15 protein-coding genes are annotated in these 19605 nt (G+C 60.9%); 12 read left to right on the top strand and 3 right to left on the bottom strand.

Going from position 1 to position 19605, the window contains the following annotated elements; all coding sequences use genetic code 11:
- Window positions 1-11 precede the first annotated feature (11 nt).
- The 5 genes from AB3X98_RS15630 (at window position 12) to AB3X98_RS15610 (ending at window position 5417) form a co-directional block, all read left to right on the top strand.
- Window positions 12-818 carry an enoyl-CoA hydratase gene (locus AB3X98_RS15630; RefSeq protein ID WP_368602281.1) on the top strand — a complete coding sequence of 269 codons (807 nt, stop codon included), beginning with the start codon at window positions 12-14 and terminating at the stop codon, window positions 816-818.
- A 19-nt stretch (window positions 819-837) separates the two neighbouring features.
- On the top strand, window positions 838-1707 hold the full coding sequence (locus AB3X98_RS15625) for a MaoC/PaaZ C-terminal domain-containing protein (protein WP_368602282.1): 870 nt from the start codon (window positions 838-840) through the stop codon (window positions 1705-1707).
- Between the two features lie 54 nt (window positions 1708-1761).
- Window positions 1762-2970, top strand: coding sequence for an acyl-CoA dehydrogenase family protein (locus AB3X98_RS15620; RefSeq protein WP_368602283.1), 1209 nt, complete (start codon window positions 1762-1764; stop codon window positions 2968-2970).
- 9 nt (window positions 2971-2979) lie between these two features.
- A complete protein-coding gene (locus tag AB3X98_RS15615; RefSeq protein WP_368602284.1) occupies window positions 2980-4113 on the top strand; it encodes an acyl-CoA dehydrogenase family protein in 1134 nt (377 codons plus the stop codon).
- A 74-nt stretch (window positions 4114-4187) separates the two neighbouring features.
- Window positions 4188-5417, top strand: a complete 1230-nt coding sequence (locus AB3X98_RS15610) for a cytochrome P450 (protein ID WP_368602285.1) — start codon at window positions 4188-4190, stop codon at window positions 5415-5417.
- 68 nt (window positions 5418-5485) lie between these two features.
- Here AB3X98_RS15610 and AB3X98_RS15605 read toward each other — a convergent pair whose 3' ends face one another.
- The gene (locus AB3X98_RS15605) at window positions 5486-6145 is read right to left on the bottom strand and encodes a TetR/AcrR family transcriptional regulator (RefSeq protein WP_368602286.1); all 660 of its coding nucleotides are present in this window, start codon (window positions 6143-6145) and stop codon (window positions 5486-5488) included.
- A 1380-nt stretch (window positions 6146-7525) separates the two neighbouring features.
- On the opposite strand from AB3X98_RS15605, the gene AB3X98_RS15600 reads away from it, so the two are divergent.
- The 5 genes from AB3X98_RS15600 (at window position 7526) to AB3X98_RS15580 (ending at window position 15773) form a co-directional block, all read left to right on the top strand.
- On the top strand, window positions 7526-9217 hold the full coding sequence (locus tag AB3X98_RS15600; protein WP_368610278.1) for a DUF1302 domain-containing protein: 1692 nt from the start codon (window positions 7526-7528) through the stop codon (window positions 9215-9217).
- A 14-nt stretch (window positions 9218-9231) separates the two neighbouring features.
- Window positions 9232-10581 carry a DUF1329 domain-containing protein gene (locus AB3X98_RS15595; RefSeq protein ID WP_069266532.1) on the top strand — a complete coding sequence of 450 codons (1350 nt, stop codon included), beginning with the start codon at window positions 9232-9234 and terminating at the stop codon, window positions 10579-10581.
- Window positions 10582-10725: 144 nt separating this feature from the next.
- Window positions 10726-12087, top strand: a complete 1362-nt coding sequence (locus tag AB3X98_RS15590; protein ID WP_176732938.1) for a DUF1329 domain-containing protein — start codon at window positions 10726-10728, stop codon at window positions 12085-12087.
- Window positions 12088-12212: 125 nt separating this feature from the next.
- Window positions 12213-13277 carry a YCF48-related protein gene (locus AB3X98_RS15585; protein ID WP_342947373.1) on the top strand — a complete coding sequence of 355 codons (1065 nt, stop codon included), beginning with the start codon at window positions 12213-12215 and terminating at the stop codon, window positions 13275-13277.
- Between the two features lie 12 nt (window positions 13278-13289).
- Entirely contained in the window at window positions 13290-15773 is a 2484-nt protein-coding gene (locus AB3X98_RS15580; RefSeq protein WP_368602287.1) for an RND family transporter, read from the top strand.
- A 127-nt stretch (window positions 15774-15900) separates the two neighbouring features.
- Here AB3X98_RS15580 and AB3X98_RS15575 read toward each other — a convergent pair whose 3' ends face one another.
- Together AB3X98_RS15575 and AB3X98_RS15570 are read right to left on the bottom strand one after the other, a co-directional pair.
- Window positions 15901-16683: an SDR family oxidoreductase gene (locus tag AB3X98_RS15575; RefSeq protein WP_342947375.1), complete on the bottom strand. Its 783-nt coding sequence runs from the start codon at window positions 16681-16683 to the stop codon at window positions 15901-15903.
- A gap of 17 nt (window positions 16684-16700) precedes the next feature.
- Window positions 16701-17726 carry an NAD(P)-dependent alcohol dehydrogenase gene (locus tag AB3X98_RS15570; protein WP_368602288.1) on the bottom strand — a complete coding sequence of 342 codons (1026 nt, stop codon included), beginning with the start codon at window positions 17724-17726 and terminating at the stop codon, window positions 16701-16703.
- A 137-nt stretch (window positions 17727-17863) separates the two neighbouring features.
- On the opposite strand from AB3X98_RS15570, the gene AB3X98_RS15565 reads away from it, so the two are divergent.
- A complete protein-coding gene (locus AB3X98_RS15565; protein WP_069268810.1) occupies window positions 17864-18613 on the top strand; it encodes an electron transfer flavoprotein subunit beta/FixA family protein in 750 nt (249 codons plus the stop codon).
- A 2-nt stretch (window positions 18614-18615) separates the two neighbouring features.
- On the top strand, window positions 18616-19548 hold the full coding sequence (locus AB3X98_RS15560) for an electron transfer flavoprotein subunit alpha/FixB family protein (RefSeq protein ID WP_368602289.1): 933 nt from the start codon (window positions 18616-18618) through the stop codon (window positions 19546-19548).
- The last annotated feature ends 57 nt before the right edge of the window (window positions 19549-19605 follow it).

Genomic DNA, 19605 nt, shown 5'->3' with positions numbered 1-19605 from the left:
GAGGGGATCTCATGCGCTTCGAGACCATTCTGTACGACGTCAAGGACCGTATCGCGACGATCACGCTCAACCGTCCTGAACACATGAACACCTGGAACGACCAGGTGGCGACTGACGTGTACGAGGCAATGCAGGCCGCGGGCGCGGACCGCGGTGTGCGTGTCATCGTATTCACCGGCGCGGGGAAGGCGTTTTGCGCGGGCGGCGATATTCACAGCTTCGGTGGTGACCCCGCCGCACTCATGACCAAGCTGCCGCGTCCGTTCGACATGCGCAAGCGCGCGGACTGGCAGACGCGTTGTTCGTATTACCCGGCCATTCCGAAGCCGGTGATCGCCATGCTCAATGGCGCGACCGTCGGTATTGGCCTGATTCACGCGCTCTTTTGCGACATCCGGTTTGCTTCGGAAGACGCCACCATCACCACGGCATTCGCGCGGCGCGGTCTGACCGCCGAATACGGCATGGCGTGGATCCTCGCGCGCCACGTGGGCCAGGCGCATGCGCTCGACCTGCTGCTGTCGGGCCGCAAGATCAAAGGGCGCGAAGCCGAGCGCATGGGACTCGTGAATCGTGCGATCCCAGCGGAGAAACTGGTCGAAGAGACTTATGCCTACGCGCGCGAAATGGCGGATTACTGCTCGCCGCGCTCCATGCGCATCATGAAGGAACAGGTCTGGGAGGTGCCTTTCCAGACGCCCCACGAGGCGATCATGTCGGCCGGTCTGGATATGCCGATCGCCAACCAGTGCGACGACTACAAGGAAGGCATGGCGAGCTTCCTCGAGAAGCGCAAGCCCAACTTCACGGACTACTGAGCACCTACAGGACACCCTCATGCTGAACTACGAAGTCGTCAAGAACTGGCCTATCGAAGATGTTACGCAGACGTACAGCGAACGCGACGTCATGCTGTATTCGCTGGGCCTTGGCCTCGGCGGAGACCCATTGGACGCAGACCAGCTGCGCTACGTCTATGAAAGGGACCTGCAGGCAATGCCGACTTGCGCGGCCGCGTTCGCGTGGCCGAAATCGTGGATGCGCGATCCGCGTACGGGCATCGACTACCTGAAGCTCGTGCACGGTGAGCAGGACGTCCGTTTCGTGCGGCCGATGCCGGTTGCCGCGACCATCGTCAGCAAGACGCGCGTGAGCCGCATCTCCGATAAAGGCGCGGGAAAGGGCGCGATCGTCGAGCTCATGCGTGACATCATCGACGTTTCGAGCGGCGAACAACTCGCCGAAGTCCGCCAGGTGTCGTTTCTGCGTGGCGACGGCGGGTTTAGCGCGGAGTCGGGCGTGAGCGATGTGCCGCCCGAAGCGCTTCCACCGGTGCCGGAGCGCGCGCCGGATGCGGAATACGTCTTCTCCACCGGCGCTCATGCCGCGTTGATCTATCGCCTTTCGGGCGATGCCAACCCGCTGCACGCGGATCCTGAAGTGGCTTCGAAGGCGGGTTTCAGCCGCCCCATTCTGCACGGCCTCGCGACCTATGGCATGGCGGGCTACGCCGCGATTCGCACCTTCGCCGGCAACGATGCCACCCGTCTGAAGCGGCTCGCCCTGCGTCTGACTTCGCCGGTTTATCCGGGCGAAGAAGTGCGTTTCCAGTTCTGGAGGGATAGCGACACCCGCCTGCATTTGCGCGCGCGTGTTGACGCGCGCGATGTGGTGGTGCTGAACAACGGCATCGTGGAAATTGCCTGAAACCGCGCCTGGCAGCGACAACGCGACTTGCCGGGCAGCGACTGGAGCCTGACGATGGACCTGAGAGAAAGCCCCGCCGAGAAGGCGTTTCGCGCCACGGTGCGGGAATTCGTAGCGACGCATTTGCCTGACGACATTCGTGATCGCGTGCTGAACTTCCGCCATGTGCCGCGCGAAGACTACGTGCGCTGGCAACGAATTCTGGCTGGAAAGGGTTGGGGCGCCCCCGCATGGCCCACGCAATTCGGCGGCGCCGCCTGGAATGCCGCGCAGCGCAATATCTTCGACGAGGAATGCTTTACCGCTGGCGCGCCGCGCCAGATGCCGTTCGGCCTTTCGATGGTCGGACCCGTGATCCAGAAGTTCGGCACTGCGGCGCAGCGCGAGCGCTTCCTGCCGCGCATCGTCTCGATGGAGGACTGGTGGTGCCAGGGTTATTCCGAGCCGGGCGCGGGTTCCGATCTGGCCTCGCTCAAAACGCGTGCAGAGCGTATCGAGCGTGACGGTCAATCGTTCTATGTGGTCAACGGCCAGAAGATCTGGACCTCGTTCGCGCAATGGGCGAACTGGATTTTCTGTCTGGTTCGCACGGACGGAAGCGGCCGCCCGCAGGAAGGCATCTCGTTCCTGCTGATCGATATGTCGACGCCGGGTATCACGGTCAGACCGATTCGCACGCTGGACGGCGGTCACGACGTCAACGAAGTGTTCTTCGACAACGTGGAAGTGCCGGTGAGCAATCTCGTCGGAGAGGAGCATCGCGGCTGGTCGATCGCGAAGTATCTGCTCGGACACGAGCGCACGAATATCGCCGGACTTGGCAACTGCAAGCGCTTCATGCGGCGTCTCAAGGAGATTGCGAGCACCGAGCGCAAGCACGGCAAACCGCTCATCGAGGACGTGCGCTTTCGCGATCGCATCGCCAAGGTGGAAATCGATTTGATCGCTCACGAATGGTCGCTTCTGCGCGTGGTCTCCGCTGAAACCGCAGGGCGTCCCATCGGGCCGGAAGCCTCGGTGCTGAAGATCCGCGGGTCGGAGATTCAGCAGGAGCTCACCGAGCTGATCATGGAATGCGCAGGCCCGTATGCAGTGCCCTTCGTAAGCGAAGCGCTGGAGGCGGACTGGCGCGGCGAAACCGCGAACGGCGAATTGCTCAACGCGCTGGCCGCGCACTACCTGGACTGGCGCAAGATTTCGATCTACGGCGGTTCGACCGAAGTGCAGAAAAACATCATCGCCAAGCAGGCGCTCGGCATCTGAGGACACGCCATGGACTTCACGCTGGTTGAGGAGGAACAGATGCTGGCCGACGTGGTCGGTCGTTTCGTCGAAAAGGAATACGACTTCGAGGCGAGGCGTCGTCTCGCCGCCACGCCGCAGGGCTGGTCGGATGCGCACTGGTCCACGCTCGCCGAAATGGGCGTGCTCGCGCTGAACGTGCCGCAGGACCACGGCGGGCTTGGCACGGGCCCGGTCGAGACTATGCTCGTGATGGAAGCCTTCGGCCGGGGACTCGTGCTGGAGCCGTTCGTTTCGTCGGCTGTGATCGGTGCGAAGCTCATCGGGCGCGCGGGACACGAGGCGCGCAAGGCGGAACTGCTGGCCGGTATCGCAGACGGAAGCCTGAAGACGGCGCTTGCAACGCTAGAACCTGGCGCGCGTTTCGATTTGTGGAACGTCGCGACGAGGGCCGAGGCAACGCGCGACGGGTTCGTCCTCGATGGCCGCAAGGGCGTCGTGCTGCACGGCGACTGCGCGGACATTCTGCTGGTTTCGGCGCGCACGGTAGGCGAGCAGGCGGACAAGCACGGCATCACGCTCTTCGCTGTCGATGCGCGCGTGCAAGGTGTGAGCGTCAAGGGGTTTCCCGCACTGGATGGCCAGCGTGTCGCGGAAGTGGTGCTGAACGGGGTGCGAGTCGACCAACAGGCGGTGATCGGCACGATCGATCAAGGTTACCCGTTGCTCGAATGGGCTGTCGATCAAGGCATATTCGCGCTGTGCGCCGAAGCCGTGGGCGCGATGTCGCGGCTGAGCGAACTGACTTTCGAGTATCTGCGCACACGCAAGCAGTTTGGCTCGCCCATCGGCAAGTTCCAGGCGCTGCAGCACCGCGCCGCCGATATTTTGACCGCGGTGGAGCAGGCGAAATCGATCGTCTATTTTGCGGCCGCCAGGCTCGGCGAAGACGATGACGTTGCCGCTCATCGCGCTGTGACCGCCGCGAAAGCGCTGATCGGGCGCAGCGCGCGCTTCGTCGCGCAGCAGGCAGTGCAGCTTCACGGTGGGATGGGCATGACGGACGAGCTGGCGGTGGGTTGGTATGTAAAGCGCCTCACCTGCATCGACATGACGTGGGGAAACACCGAGCACCATATCGAGCTATACGGCGCGTTCCTGTAACCGCGGCTCGACGGCAACAAGAACGATTCATCCGACCGCGTAGAGCGGTCAATTCGAGGAAAGGAGACAACCTTATGTCAGCAACTGGCCATGGCGTGACTCCGGAACTGGCGCAGGTACCCGCGCACGTTTCGCCGGAACGGGTATTCGATATCGATATCTATCACCCGCCCGGCGCAGAAGAGGACTACCATCTCTCGCTCAAGAAGCTGCACGCCGAAGGGATTCCCGACATTTTCTGGACGCCTCGCAACGGCGGGCACTGGATCGCCACGCGCGGCGACGACATCTATCACATCCTGAAGGACTACGAGAACTTCTCGTCGAAGCAGCTCACCGTTCCCCTGGTCGAGCATCAGCCGTTGCCGCCGATCTTCTTCGATCCTCCGCAGCATACGGCGTATCGTGCGTTGATCGCGCCCGCGTTCATGCCGCAGGCGATCAGCAAGCTCGAAGAAAAAGCGCGCGAAATGGCGATCGAGTTGATCGAAGACTTTTACCCGAAGGGCGAAGTGGAATTCGTCTCTGGGTTCGCGCAGCATCTGCCGATCGGCATTTTCATGAACATGGTGGCGCTGCCCGCTGAGGATCGCGAGTACCTCCTGAGTCTCGCCGACAAGATGGTGCGCCCGGTGGACGCCAGGGAGAAGCTCGGCGCGCTAGGCGCAATCTTCAAGTACCTGGGCGTGAAGATCGCCGAACGGCGCGCGAATCCGGGCGACGATCTCATCAGCAAGATCGTGAATTCGAAAATCGACGGGCGTGCCTTGACCGACGAAGAGGTTCGCGGTCTTTGCGGACTCGTGCTGATCGGCGGCCTCGATACCGTTGCGTCCGCAATGGGATTCATCGCCAGTTTTCTGGCCGGCAGTCCCGCGCACCGCAAGCAGCTCATCGACAATCCCGAACTGACCCAAAAGGCCGTTGACGAGCTATTACGGCGTTTCCCGGTGGTCAACCAGGGTCGGCGGATCACTCACGATTTCGAATATAAGGGCGTGCGGCTCAAAGAGGGAGACATGATCATCATGCCGACCACGCTGCATGGCCTCGACGAGAGAAAATTCGACGATCCGCTTACCGTCGATTTTACCAGGCCCACGCCGATTCATTCGACGTTCGGCAATGGTGCTCATCGTTGTCCCGGCTCGTTCCTTGCGCGCGTGGAACTGAAGGTTTTCCTCCAGGAATGGCTTAAGCGTATTCCTGACTTCCAGATCAAGCCAGGTGAGAAGGCGGGTGTCCACGGAGGGGTGAACGGCACGCTGTACCACTTGCCTCTTGTGTGGAAAGTCGCCGGCTGAGCGTCCACATCTGCAGAAGGCGGTGCGCGCAGACCGCTACCCGTGCTGCGCGCACCTGAACTTCAGATTCATGGAGACGCTTTGCTCAGCGCACGCCAGACGACCTTCATGGCGTGACGGAATGAATCCCGCTCGGGTGTATTCGACCCCGACCGGCGAAGAAAGACGACCAGACCTTGCAGATGGGAAAGAAGCAGGGCGCCACGCAGCGTACATTCCGCGGACGCCAAGGTTGGGTTGATTTCCGCGATCAGTTCCGCGAGAAGAACCTGGAAATCCGCAGTGGATTTGGCCATCAGGGCATGGAGATACGGTTCGTGTTCAGCCAGGCTCCAGGTTTCCAGCACAAAGGCGCTAACGCGATTGCCGCCGGGTGCCGTCAGCACAGAGAATGCCTCTTCGACGATCATGTCCAGCCGGGCCTCCGGTGGCCGGTGTTTGTCCTGCGTGATCGCCTGATAGTGTTCGAAATAGCGATTCGTGAATGCCTCTATCGTGGCCCGCAATAGTTCTTCGCGGGTGCTGAAATAGTGCTGCAGGGTCCTCAGCCGGATGCCTGCGTCGCTGGCGATGCGGCGTTGCGTGAATCCAGCGTTGCCTTCCGATGCGAAGACTTCGATCGCCACTTCAATGATGGCTGGCACACGTGTAGATCTGTTCCCTCGCCGCCGAGGCGCGTCTGCTGCCGGCTTGTCGAGGTCTGCCGATGAGATGGTCAGGTCTTTCATCTGTTGTGCTCTCCTTGGCGTTTCCTGTCCCTCTCGCGCGCGTTGTAAGGGCGAGACGAACAAGACTGGCAACTGTTCCCGCCCCCGATAGGTACGTCTTCCGATTCGGCTCGGACGGCGGCAAGTTTGATCTGATGATACTGCTAGTCAGGCGACGAATAAACGGTAGTCCGACGACTAATTGATTCCAGATCACATGCGGCTCTCGCCCCGTAGCATCACCCATGCTACTAGAAAATAGGGTGGACTTGTCCATACCGGCATTTCCCCTGGTACGGTTGAATCTTGATAATGGGTCTGCTGACTACTAATATTTAGTCAGTAGACACATTTGCGTCCAATCACACGGATCCTTTCGCGACGGCAACCGGAGCACGAGGAATCCGGGTGTCTGGGCTGACTGGTGAGTGCCTCCATTTGCACTCGTGAGTGTGATCGTCAGAGGCGCGCACAGAGCGGTTGAAGGAGCAGGGCATGAAACTTGGAGAAAGTTCTTTGCGTGCGCTCATCGAAAAATGGTTCGCGCCCTCTGCGACCACCCCGGTGCACGTGACCCGATATAACTTCGCGAATTCGAGCCAGACGAGGTGTGTGCTCGCACGGTCATCCGCCTCGGAGGGTGGGCTTTCGATATTCTTCTTTCGGCATGACGATGGGGCCTGGCGCGTGTTCCCTCCTGCTCCCCGAAAACCAGCAATGCACTCTCGCGCAGGAACGGGGTAGCGGATCACGAAAGTCGCGGCCGACAGCCGGCATATATGGAAGGACTGCCAAGGAAGACGGCCTGGTCCCGTAAGCGCTTCGGTCGCTCGTGCAATTCTTCCTCCGTTCACCATTGAATCGACAGACTAAACGCCGCGTCTTCCATGACCGGTACCGCGTACTGCTTTGGGTCGGCGGTACCTGGCCGCGTCCGGCCTGCATGTCGATTGATGAACCGCCGCCGGGTTGTTGCAGCGAAAGCTCCCATAGATCGCATCGCCAACCCGCACAGGCGAGGCGAATGCCCCGCAAATGCGAGCGCCGCCAACACGCGTGGGCACAACGCGCGCGCGCCGTATGCAGTCGGCGCCACTTGGCCGAGGCATGCATGTACCGAGTTAAGCCGATGACAAAAATCGAACCCTCGTTTACCCAGGTTTGTGAACGGCGTTCGAGAAAATGTACCGCATAGGGGTGAGCGAGCGTTGACAGTCAGGTTTTGAGCGTTTATCTTTGCGAACAGCATTCGCATTCTGGTGATGCGCTTGGGGGACCCCGAGACGCGATGCTGATGAGGTAGGGAGGCCGGTTTCGCTTCATAGCTAAAAGTCTGCGGCAGTCCAACGGCCTTGGCCTTTTCTGCGGCAGTTCGACAAAGAAAAGAGGAGACGCATGAAAATGAAGAGCCTGAAGCCAAGTGCGATCAGCCTTGGCGTGCATGCAACCTGTATCGCGGCGGCTTGCGGGTTGTGGAGCGCGAACGCCAATGCATTTCACTTCGATGTGCCGAACCCGGACATCGACATGGAATGGGATAACACGGTGCGTGCGGATTACGACATTCGGCTTCAGAACCCGGATCACTTCTACACGAACAGTCCGACCTACGACGAAGGTGATCTGTCGACGCCGAGGTTCAGCACGATCCAGGCGATGCTGAACCTCTATAGCGAGTTCGATTTCAAGTACAAGGAGACGTCGGGCTTCCGCATCAGTATGGATGCGTGGTACGACCCGACGTTCAAGAATCACAACACGAGCAATCCTGCATTTCCGCCGAACTATCCCAACAACGAGTACACAAGCTACATCAAGAAGTATTACCAGGGACCGAGCGCCGAGTTGCGTGATGCCTTCGTGTTCAACACCTTTGACCTCGGCGGGCATTCTGTCAACGTCAAGCTGGGCCGTACGGCGGTAACCTGGGGGCAGTCGGCGTTTGCTACGCTGGGCGGCGCCAACTCGGTGGCGATTGGCCAGGCGCCGCTCGATCTGATGAAGCTGACGCAGAGCCCGAGCGCATCGCTGAAGGAAATCGTGTTGCCGACGGCTCAGGCTGACGTGACGACGAACATTACGGATACGATCACCCTCGGGGCGCAATACACCTTCGAGTGGAACCACGATCGCCTGCCAGAAGGCGGCACCTATTTCGGCGGTGCGGATCCGATTCTCTATGGGCCGCCGGTGGCCAGTTACACGACGATTCCCGGACTGGGCACGTTCGCGATTCCGCGTGTACCGCCGACCAAAGGTCAGATCGGTGATATCGGTCTTGACGGCAAGTGGCGTGTTGATTCGCTGGCAACCACCTACGAACTGACGTATCGCCACTTCGCCATGAAGATGCCTTGGGCGGCCGTGCTCGTGCCGGGCGCTGGGCCGCAACTCTTCCCGGGCACCAATCTGCCGGGCGTCACGGCGAAATACGGCAACGACGTCAACCTGATCGGTCTGGGCTTCAATAGTGCTATCGGCAATGCCGCCGTGGCTGGGGAAGTCTCATACCGCTGGAACATGCCGCTCAATGCAGTCAACACGACGACGGTCAACGACGCGCCAACCGGCCGTACGCTGCATGGTCTTTTGAACGTTACGCAGTCGTTCGGCAAGTCGCCGTTGTGGGACAACATGTTCCTGCAGGCGGAATTCTCGTTCAATCAGTTGTTGAGCGTGCAGTCGAATGCGGGAAATTTTGCGAATTCCAGCTATGACACCACCGGCCAGTGTTCGGCATCGGGCAATTCTGCATTCAATAACTGCTCGACGCGCTTCTGGGCCGGTCTCGGGATCGGTGCGAGCCCGCAGTGGTATCAGGTATTCCCTGGGGTCGACCTGACGATGCCGCTGTTCGTCAATCTGAACCTGAAGGGCTACTCGTCCGTTATCTCGCCGGCCGCCGAGGCACAAGGCCAGAATACGTTCGTGGTCGGGCTCGACTTCACAATCTACAACAAGCACGAGGTGGACATCACCTACACCTATTACATGAACAAGAAGGGGTACTCGACGGCGGGCGCCGCAACCGCTCTCGGCGCGCCGTACAGCGACAAGTCGTGGCTCGGCATCACGTATCAGACGACGTTTTGATAATGGAGACAGCTGTGAAAAGATTCCCAAAGCTTCTTAAGGCGCTTGCGGTTCTTGCGGCAATCTGGGCTTCGCCATACACGCTAGCCGCCGATAGCGGATTGACGCCGTTTGGCGCCGAGATCGCAGGAAACAAGGACGGGACAATTCCTGCCTATACCGGGGGCATCACGCAGGCTCCGGCCGCATTCAAACCGGACTCAGGAAAATGGGCGGATCCGTTTCCCGGTGAAAAACCCATTCTCCAGATCACGGCACAAAACTACGAGCAATACGCGGACAAATTAAGTGCGTCGGAAATCGAATTATTCAAGCGCTATCCGACTTACAGGATGGATGTCTATCCGACTCACCGCAGCGTTTCGTATCCCGACTGGTATTTGGAGAACTCCACCAAGAACGCTCAAACCGCGAAGCTTGAAAAGAACGGCCTTTACCTATCTGGAGCATTTGGCGGAAAACCGTTTCCGGTGCCGAAGAATGGGCAGGAAGCGTTGTGGGACTGGGAGTTGCGTTACGTCGGTACGCTCCAACGCAATAACGTGAAAACGTGGTTGGTGGACTCGAGTGGTACGCCGATCCTTGCGGCGCAATTCAAGAGCTCGCTCTATTACCCGTACTTCGATATCAAGAAGGAGGATGAATTCCGGAAAAAAGCGGGCCTCGCAAACTGGTATTACGTGTACAACGACTACGCGGCACCGGCGCGCCTGATTGGCGATACGACCCTCTTCTGGTACTTCATGGATACGGCGGATCATGATCAGCAGTCCTGGGAATACAACCCGGGGCAGCGTCGTGTGCGGGTGGCGCCGGACCTGGCCTACGATACGCCGAACCCCGGGTATTCGGGGGCAATCACGATGGATGACATCCAGTTGTTCTATGGACGGATCGATCGCTGGGACGCCAAGCTCGTGGGCAAGAAGGAGATGTACATCCCGTACAACGACTACAAGCAGCAGTATGAAACGCCGGCGAGCAAGATCCTCACACCACATTTCGTCAATCCGGATCACGTACGCTGGGAGCTTCACCGTGTGTGGGTCGTTGACCTGAAGCTCAAGTCGGGTGCGCGCCACGTCTACGGCCGCAAGATGCTCTACCTGGATGAAGATGGCGGTGGCGGGATGATGGACGCCTACGACCAGTCGGGCAAGCTCTATCGCGGTGGATTCGAGACGACGGTGCCCGCCTACGACTACAAGGTTCCGTATTCGCTCGGCAACTGGTTTTACGACTTCAATAGCGGCATTTACATCTTCGGCAGTCACCCTGCCGAGACGCCGGGGATTCTCTTTAACGTGAGCTTCCCGTCCGACTATTACACACCGGAACGCATGCAGTCTGCGGGTGTGCGCTAATTGCCTGCCGATGTCGGAGTGAGGTAATTAGTAGCGTCCTGCGTGGCCCCGCCGGGCAGGACGCTTCGGCAACGAAGTTCTACATGGGTGTTGGGTATCGAAAGTAGCGTTGTTGCTTTTGGTTCTGAGTTAATCAGGAAAGGGATGGTGAAGGCTTTGAAGAAGCACCTGATGTTGATGAAGGCGCTCGCATTTGCGGCGGCTGTTTGCATGGCGCCGATGGCTGGCGCGCTCGAGAACGGGATGACGCCATTCGGCGCGCAAATTGCCGGCAGCAAGGACGGGACGATTCCTGCGTACACGGGCGGAATTACGCAGGCGCCGGCGGGTTTTAAGCCCGACTCGGGAAAGTGGGCGGATCCGTTTGCCGGTGAGAAGCCGACGATGCAGATAACGGCGCAAAACTATCAGCAATACGCCGACAAATTGAGTGCCAGTTCGCTCGAGCTGTTCAAGCGCTACCCGACGTACCGCATGGATGTTTACCCGACGCACCGTTCCGTCTCGTACCCTGACTGGTATCTGGCGAACTCGGAAAAGAATGCGCAGAGTGCGAAGCTCGAAAAGAACGGTCTGTTCGTGGCAGATGCATTCGGCGGAAAACCGTTTCCTGTGCCCAGCAATGGGCAGGAAGCGATGTGGGACTGGGAACTGCGCTACGTCGGTACGGCGCAGCGCAACAACGTAAAGACGTGGCTCGTCGACACCAGCGGCACGCCGATCCTCGCGGCGCAATTCAAGAGTTCGATTTACTACCCGTATTTCGACCTCAAGCAGGAAGATGCATTCAAGAAGAAGGGTGGCACTGCCGTCTGGCAGTACATCAACAATGATTTCGTAGCGCCGGCGCGAATGATTGGTGATACCACGCTTTACTGGTTCTTCACGGACACTGCGGATCACGACCAGCAATCGTGGGAGTACAACCCCGGTCAGCGTCGCGTACGAGTCGCGCCAGACCTGGCCTATGATACTCCGAACCCCGGCTACTCGGGCGCGATCACGATGGACGACATTCAGTTGTTCTACGGGAAGATCGATCGGTGGAATGCGAAGCTGATCGGCAAGAAGGAGATGTACATCCCGTACAACGACTACAAGCAACAGTACGAGACGCCTGCGAGCAAGATCCTGACGCCGCATTTCGTGAATCCCGACGATGTGCGTTGGGAACTGCACCGGGTGTGGGTTGTGGAATTGACGCTCAAGCCGGGCTCGCGCCACATCTACAGCAAGAAGACGATGTACTTCGACGAGGACGGCGGCGGCGGAATGATGGACGCGTACGACCAGTCGGGCAAGCTCTATCGTGGGGGCTTCCAGACCACGGTGCCTGCCTACGATTACAAAGTGCCGTATTCGCTGGGCAACTGGTTCTACGACTTCAATAGCGGTGTGTATATCTTCGGAAGCCATCCGGCCGAATCGCCGGGCGTCTTCTTCAATAGCAGCTTTTCGCATGACTTCTTTACGCCGGAGCACATGCAGTCAAGCGGTATCCGGTAGCAGGCGGTAAAGCAGTAAGCGCAGCAAACTTGCAGTGCCGGTTCGACCCGGCACTGCACGCCAAAATTACATAAAGCCCAGGACAGTTCGCGGAGTCGATCGGCAGTAACTGTGAAGGAGACGCAATGCGCAATACCATGTTTCGTTGGCTCGCCCTGGTGGCGGCAGCAGGCCTCGCGAGCAGTGCGGTTTATGCGGGGTTTGCCGACCCGATGCACTCGCCGGCAATCACCAACCCACGCGCTGCACACGAACCCGTGATGGCCGTTGCCCAGGCCGGCCAGCGACTGGTCGCGGTGGGGCCACGCGGCGTCATTCTCGTCTCGGACGACGACGCGGCGCACTGGCGCCAGGTGAACGTGCCAGTGAGCGCCGATCTTGTTGCGGTGACCTTCAAGTCCTCGACGCTGGGCTGGGCGGTCGGACACGATGGGGAAGTGCTCCACACGGCCGATGGCGGCAATACCTGGACGCGCCAGCTTGACGGCGAGCAGGCCGCGAAGCTGATGACCGACTATTACGCGCAGCAGCGGGGCGATTCGCCGGACTTGAAGGCCTCGCGCGAGGAGGCCCAGCGCTTCGTGGCCGACCAGGGCGGACGTCCTTTCCTCGACGTCTGGTTCGACGACGAGCGCTCGGGCTGGGTCATCGGTTCGTTCAACATCATTTTCCATACCGAAGACGGCGGCAAGAACTGGGTTCCATGGTTTGACCGCGTCGACAACCCGGACGCCCTGAACCTGCATGCGATGCGGCGTATTAACGGGACGCTCTATATCGTGGGCGAGCAGGGGCTGCTGCTCAAACTCGACCCCGACAGGCAGCGCTTCGTTGCGATGTCCTCGCCGTCGAAGGGCAGCCTCTTCGGACTCGCCGCGGCTGGCAACGCGATGGTCGTGTACGGCCTGCTCGGCAACGCTTACCGCTCCACCGATGGCGGCGCCACCTGGAGCAAGATCACGCTGCCAACCGGCGCGAGCATCCTCGCCTCAGCCGAGCTCCCGAATGGTCGTCTGCTGCTGGCCACGCAGGCCGGCGAACTGCTCGAGAGCACCGATCAGGGCGCAACGTTCCACACACTGGGCGCGAGCCAGCCGGGCGGGGTCTTCGCCATGGCGCTGCGCGACGACACCGCGGTGCTGGCCGGCGCAGCAGGCCTGACGCGTGTCACATTGGCGAAGTCGCAATAAGGGGGAGCAGACATGGCTGGCGGCAACAATGCCCAATTCGACAAGATGCCCGTCGTGGCGGATCTTGCCCAGTTCGATTCGCGTTCTGGCAATGCGCTCGAGCGGCTGATCTTCAACCGGCGTCCCTGGCTGATGATCATCTGCGCGATCATCACCGCGGTGCTCGGGTTTCAGGCGACGCGGCTCGATGTCAATGCGAGTTTCGAGAAGATGATTCCGCTCTCGCATCCGTACATCAAGAACTATCTTGCCAACAAGGCGGACCTGAAGGGACTCGGCAACTCGCTGCGTATCGTCGTCGAGAATCCTTCCGGCGACATCTACGATCCGAAGTACCTGGCGGCACTGCGTCGCATCAACGATGCCCTGTTCCTGATTCCAGGCGTTGATCGCCCGGGTGTGAAATCGCTGTGGATGCCGATCGTGCGCTGGAACGTGGTGACCGAGAAGGGCTTCGCGGGCGGTCCCGTCATGCCGGACGGCTTCGACAGTTCGACTCAGGCGATTACACAGCTGCGTACGAACGTGGCGCGCGCCAATATCGTTGGCAGCCTCGTATCCAACGACCTGCATTCGAGCATGATCCAATTGCCGCTGCTGGACCACTACGCCGATACGGGCAAGGCGCTTGACTACGCAAAGCTCTCGCGCCAGATCGACGAGGTCATCAAGACCGAAGGCCGGGGCGAGGTGCGCGTGCACGTGGTGGGCTTCGCCAGGCTGATCGGAGACCTGATCGCGGGTCTGAAGCAGGTGGCGATGTACTTTGGTATCGCCGCGGCGATTGCGCTCACCGTGATCTTTCTGTACACCCGCTGCTATCGCAGCACGCTGCTGGTGGTGGCCTGCTCGCTCATCGCCGTGGTCTGGCAGCTGGGCATCATCAGCACGCTCGGCTACGTGCTTGATCCGTATTCGGTGCTGGTGCCGTTCCTCGTGTTCGCGATCGGCGTGTCGCATGGCGCGCAGAAGATGAACGGCATCACGCAGGACATCGGGCGCGGCACACACCGCTACGTCGCCGCGCGCTATACGTTCCGGCGGCTCTTCCTGGCCGGACTCACGGCGCTGCTCGCGGACGTCGTCGGCTTCGCCGTGCTGATGGTGATCGACATTCCGGTGATCAAGGACCTGGCCTTCACGGCGAGCGTGGGCGTGGGCGTGCTTGTCTTCACGAATCTGCTGCTGCTGCCGGTGCTGCTCTCGTATGTGGGTGTGAGTCCGTCGGCGGCACGTCGCAGCGTGCGTGGCGAGCAGAACGACGAACGCGGCACCTCGTCCGCGGGTGCGCTCTGGAATCTGCTGGATCGGTTCACCGAGCGCCGCTGGGCGGTGGGCGCGATCGTGTGCGCGGCGGCGCTCACCGCAGTCGGCTGGTCGATCAGCCAGCACCTGCAGATCGGCGACCTGGATAGCGGCGCACCGGAGCTGCGCCCGAACTCGCGCTACAACCTCGACAACGCGTACATCAATGCGCACTTCGGGCTGTCGAGCGATCTGTTCGTAGTGGTCGGCAAGTCGTCGCACGGCACCTGCGACGCGAACAACTTCCCGCTCGTGCTGGAGGCGGACCGCCTCGAGACCGCACTGCGCGGCGTTCCGGGCGTGCAGACGACGACCTCGGTGGGTGGCCTGACGCGCTGGATGACCTCGGGTTTCTACGAGGGCTATCCGAAGTGGTACACGATCGATCGTGTGCCGTCGATCATCAACAAGACGGTCTGGCAGATCCTGCTGGACCATCCGGACCTGATCAGCCAGACGTGCGGTACGGCGCCGGTCATTGCGTATCTGACGGATCACAAGGCGGCAACGCTCTCGCGTGTGATGGAGGTGGCCGAGGAGTTCGCGAAGGCGCACAGTGACGCGGACCACCAGTTCCTGATGGCGGCGGGCTCGGCGGGTATTGACGCGGTAACGAACGTGGTCGTTGCGAAGGCGAACCGCACGATGCTGTTCATGGTGTACGCGGCGGTGATCCTGCTGTGCTTCATCACGTTCCGCAGCTGGCGCGCGGTGGTGGTGGCGGTCGTTCCGCTCGGCATTACGTCGGTGCTGTGCGAGGCGCTCATGGTCAAGCTGGGTATTGGCGTGAAGGTGGCGACGCTGCCGGTGATTGCGCTGGGGGTGGGGATCGGCGTGGACTACGCGCTGTACCTGCTGAGCGTGCAGCTCGCGTACCAGCGCACAGGGCAGCCGCTGAAGGTGGCCTACCGCCACGCGGTGCAGTTCACGGGCAAGGTGGTGGCGCTGGTCGGTGTGACACTGGCCGCGGGGGTGGTGACGTGGGCGTTCTCGCCGATCAAGTTTCAGGCCGATATGGGCATCCTGCTTACGTTCATGTTCCTGTGGAACATGATCGGTGCGCTGATCCTGATCCCGGCGCTGTCGCATTTCCTGTTGCAAGGGATCACCCGCAAGGCAGTGGCGAAAGCCGCGGCGAAGGGTTCGTCGCAGGTCGAAGCCCGCAGTGCCGAGGTGACCCTGCGGTCGTGACCGTGTCGCATGTGCCGCGTTACGCGGCACTCCCCGCAGAACGAATGTGGCGGGCCGCCATCTGCGAAGATGGCGGCCGAATTGCGTGCAAGTCAGGAAACGTCGGGGCGGACGGTGCTGGGCAGGCCTACACCACGGACATCGAGAAGCTCAGGATCTCCGAGACGCCGCCGTCCACCATCAGCATCTGGCCATTCATGTAGGAGCTGGCCTCGGAGGCGAGAAACACGGCTACGCCGCCGAGTTCTTCCGGGTTCCCCCAGCGTCCAACCGAGATATGCGAGCGGACGATCTCCTTCATTTGCGGATTCGATGTAACGGGCTCGGCCATATCGGTGAGGAAATAGCCGGGACAGATACCGTTGCAACGAATGCCGTGGCGGCCCAACTCCGCGCCGAGCGATTTCGTGAGCCCGGCGACCGCGTGCTTGCTGGCCACGTATGCCTGGAGCTTCTCCCGGCCGAGCACCGAAACGTAGGAACCCACGTTGATGATGCGTCCGTGCCCGCGTTCGATCATGGGACGAGCGACTTCCTGCGCGAGCAGATACGCGGCCGTGACGTTGGTATCCATCGTCCTTTGCCACATTTCAACGTTCGACTGAAGAAAATCGCTCCATTCGCAAATGCCGGCATTGTTGAGCAGGACGTCGATGCGTCCATGACGCGCAAGGACGTTGCGTACGCCGCTTCTGATCGCGTCTTGATCCGTGAGATCGAACGGTTCCACGTCGACGCTGCCGCCCGTCTTCCTGATCGATTCCGCGGCAGTTTCCAGACTCTCGCGCGATCGCGCGCAAAGAATGACGGTCGCACCCGCCGACGCCAACGCACTTGCCATGGCGAAGCCGAGGCCGCGTGACGCTCCGGTGACGAGCGCAATCTGCCCTTCCAGTGAAAACAGTTTCATAGTCTGACTCCCATCGATCATGCAGTGGCTGCTTGCTGGTGGCGAATGACGATCTTGCCGAAATGCTGCTGGCTTTCGAGGTGCCGCAGCGCATCCGGTACATGTGCAAAGTCATAAACCGAGTCGATTACGGGCCGCAGTTTGTGCAGCCCGATCGCGCGATTCATCGCCTCGAAATCCTGACGGGAACCGACGCGGATCGGCGCGATCGACAGGCCGCGCGTGAAGAATCCCTCGCCCGGAGAGGGGGCGCCGGTTAGCAGTCCCACGACGCTGATCCGGCCGCCATCCCGTGTGGCGGCAACGGACTTGCCGAAGGTTTGCGCGCCTCCCACCTCGACGACGACATCGACGCCCAGTCCATCGGTCAAGCGCAGCACGGCGTCGTCCCATTGCGGCGTTTCGCGGTAATTGATGGTGGCGTCGGCGCCTAATTGCGCGAGGCGTTTGAGCTTCGCATCGCTGGACGACGTGGCAATCACGCGAGCGCCGAACAGACGCGCAAGCTGCAGCGCGAAAATCGATACGCCGCCGGTCCCTTGCACGAGGACGCTCTGGCCCGGCAGAAGGGGCGCATGCCCGCACAACGCGTTCCATGCGGTGACGGCGGCGCAAGGCAGCGTTGCAGCCTCCTCGTCGGAGAGATGATCCGGAACGCTAACCAGTTCCTCCTCGTTCAGCACCGCCTTGTCGCGCAGCATGCCTTCGACTATTGCGCCGCGGCCCAGCATATCCGCGTGTTGCGGGCGGGCGCCACCATGCCAGTTTTCCGCGAAATTCGCCATCACCCGGTCGCCGGGCTTGAAACGCCGAACGCCAGAACCGACTGCAAGCACGACGCCGGCGCCGTCCGAGGCGGGAATGAAGTTGGGCGCCATCCAGTCGCGAAATGCGCCGTTCATCAGCAACAGCTCGCGAAAATTCAGTGAACTTGCGTTGACCTGCACCAGCACCTCATGCGCGCCAGGCTGCGATGGATCGGGTTCCTCGTGTAGCGCCAAGCCTGAGATTCCCTCAAAACGTTCGCATCGATAGAGCTTCATTCGTTGTCTCCATGGTGGTGAACGAGAGCGCCATATTCGTTGCCGAATGACGCCTTGTTCATTCTTCTCGTTGACAGCCGCAAAAAGATGAGTTCAGAATATAGAACATTGTTCAACAAAGCGTTCGGAGCGTCAAATTGAAGATACTGGTCGCGGTGAAGCGCGTGATCGACTACAACGTGAAACCGCGGGTGAAAGCCGATGGTTCGGGCGTCGATCTGGCCAACGTGAAAATGGCCATGAACCCGTTCGACGAGATCGCGGTGGAGGAGGCGGTGCGCCTCAAGGAAGCGGGTATTGCGAGTGAAGTCGTCGTGGTATCGGCGGGAACTGCGCAATCGCAGGAGGTGTTGCGCACGGCGCTCGCCATGGGGGCGGATCGCGCAGTGCTCGTCGAAAGCGATGCCGACCTGCAGCCTCTCGCAGTCGCCAAACTGCTGAGCGCCGTTGCGTCGCGGGAAAACCCGCAGCTGGTATTGCTCGGCAAGCAGGCCATCGACAACGACGCTGGTCAAACCGGTCAAAAGCTCGCCGCATTGCTCGGCTGGCCGCAAGCGACATTCGCGTTCAAGACGGAAGTAGACGAGCGGCAACTGCTCGTTACACGTGAGATCGACGGTGGTCTTGAACGTGTCGCGCTCGATCTGCCAGCGGTGGTCACGACCGATCTGCGCCTGAATAGCCCGCGCTATGTGACGCTCCCCAACATCATGAAGGCGAAGAAGAAGCCTCTGGAGACGCTGAGTCCCGAGGCGCTGAACGTTGACGTCGCGCCTCGTTTGAAGGTTCTCGAAGTGACTGAGCCGCCGGCGCGTAAAGGCGGCGTAATGGTTCCGGATGTTGCAGCGCTGATTGAAAAGCTTCGCAACGAAGCGAAGGTGATCTGATCATGACTATTCTCGTAATCGCCGAACACGACAACGCAACCCTGCAGCGGGCCACGCTCAACGCCGTCACGGCGGCGGGCGCAGCGGGCGGCGACATTCATGTGCTGGTGGCGGGCCACGGCGCCGCGGCCGTGGTGGAGCAAGCGGCCAGCATTGCCGGCGTCGGCGAGGTGCTGGTGGCGGACGCACCCGAGTACGCGCACGCGCTGCCGGAAAATCTCGCCTTTCTCGTTGTTTCACTTGCCAGCGGCTATACGCATGTGATTGCCGCTTCGACGGCCGTGGGCAAGAACTTCATGCCCCGCGTGGCGGCGTTGCTCGACAGCGCGCAGATTTCCGATGTCGTCGCCATCAGGGCGCCCGATGTATTCGTGCGTCCGATCTACGCGGGCAATGCACTCGCAACGGTGCAATCGTCCGATGCCATCAAGGTCATCACGATCCGCCCGACCGCTTTCGATGCGGCGGCCACCGGTTCGGGCACCGCGCCCGCGCGCGCGATTGCCACGGCACCGGCCTTCGATAGGGCCCGTTTTGTCGGTCAGGAACTCACGAAGTCGAGCCGCCCGGAGCTTTCCGCGGCGAACATCGTCGTGTCGGGCGGTCGCGGCATGCAGAACGGCGATAACTTCAAGCTGCTCGATGCGCTCGCGGACAAGCTTGGTGCGGCCGTCGGCGCTTCGCGCGCGGCCGTCGATGCCGGTTTCGTGCCGAACGACTATCAAGTCGGGCAGACCGGCAAGATCGTCGCGCCCCAGTTGTATATCGCCGTCGGCATCTCCGGCGCTATTCAGCACCTTGCGGGCATGAAGGACTCGAAAGTCATCGTCGCAATCAACAAGGACAGCGAGGCCCCGATTTTTCAGGTGGCCGATTACGGTCTCACCGCCGATCTGTTCGAAGCGGTACCCGCGCTGACCGCGGCGCTCGATTGAGTTCGATTGACGTTCGTCCGGATTGACAGCAATCCGGGCGCAGGCCTAGCATCTGAA

It is taken from the genome of Paraburkholderia sp. BR14312 (assembly GCF_040948675.1).
Classification (GTDB): Bacteria; Pseudomonadota; Gammaproteobacteria; order Burkholderiales; family Burkholderiaceae; genus Paraburkholderia; species Paraburkholderia nodosa_A.
This window is presented reverse-complemented; position numbering and strand designations above follow the sequence as displayed.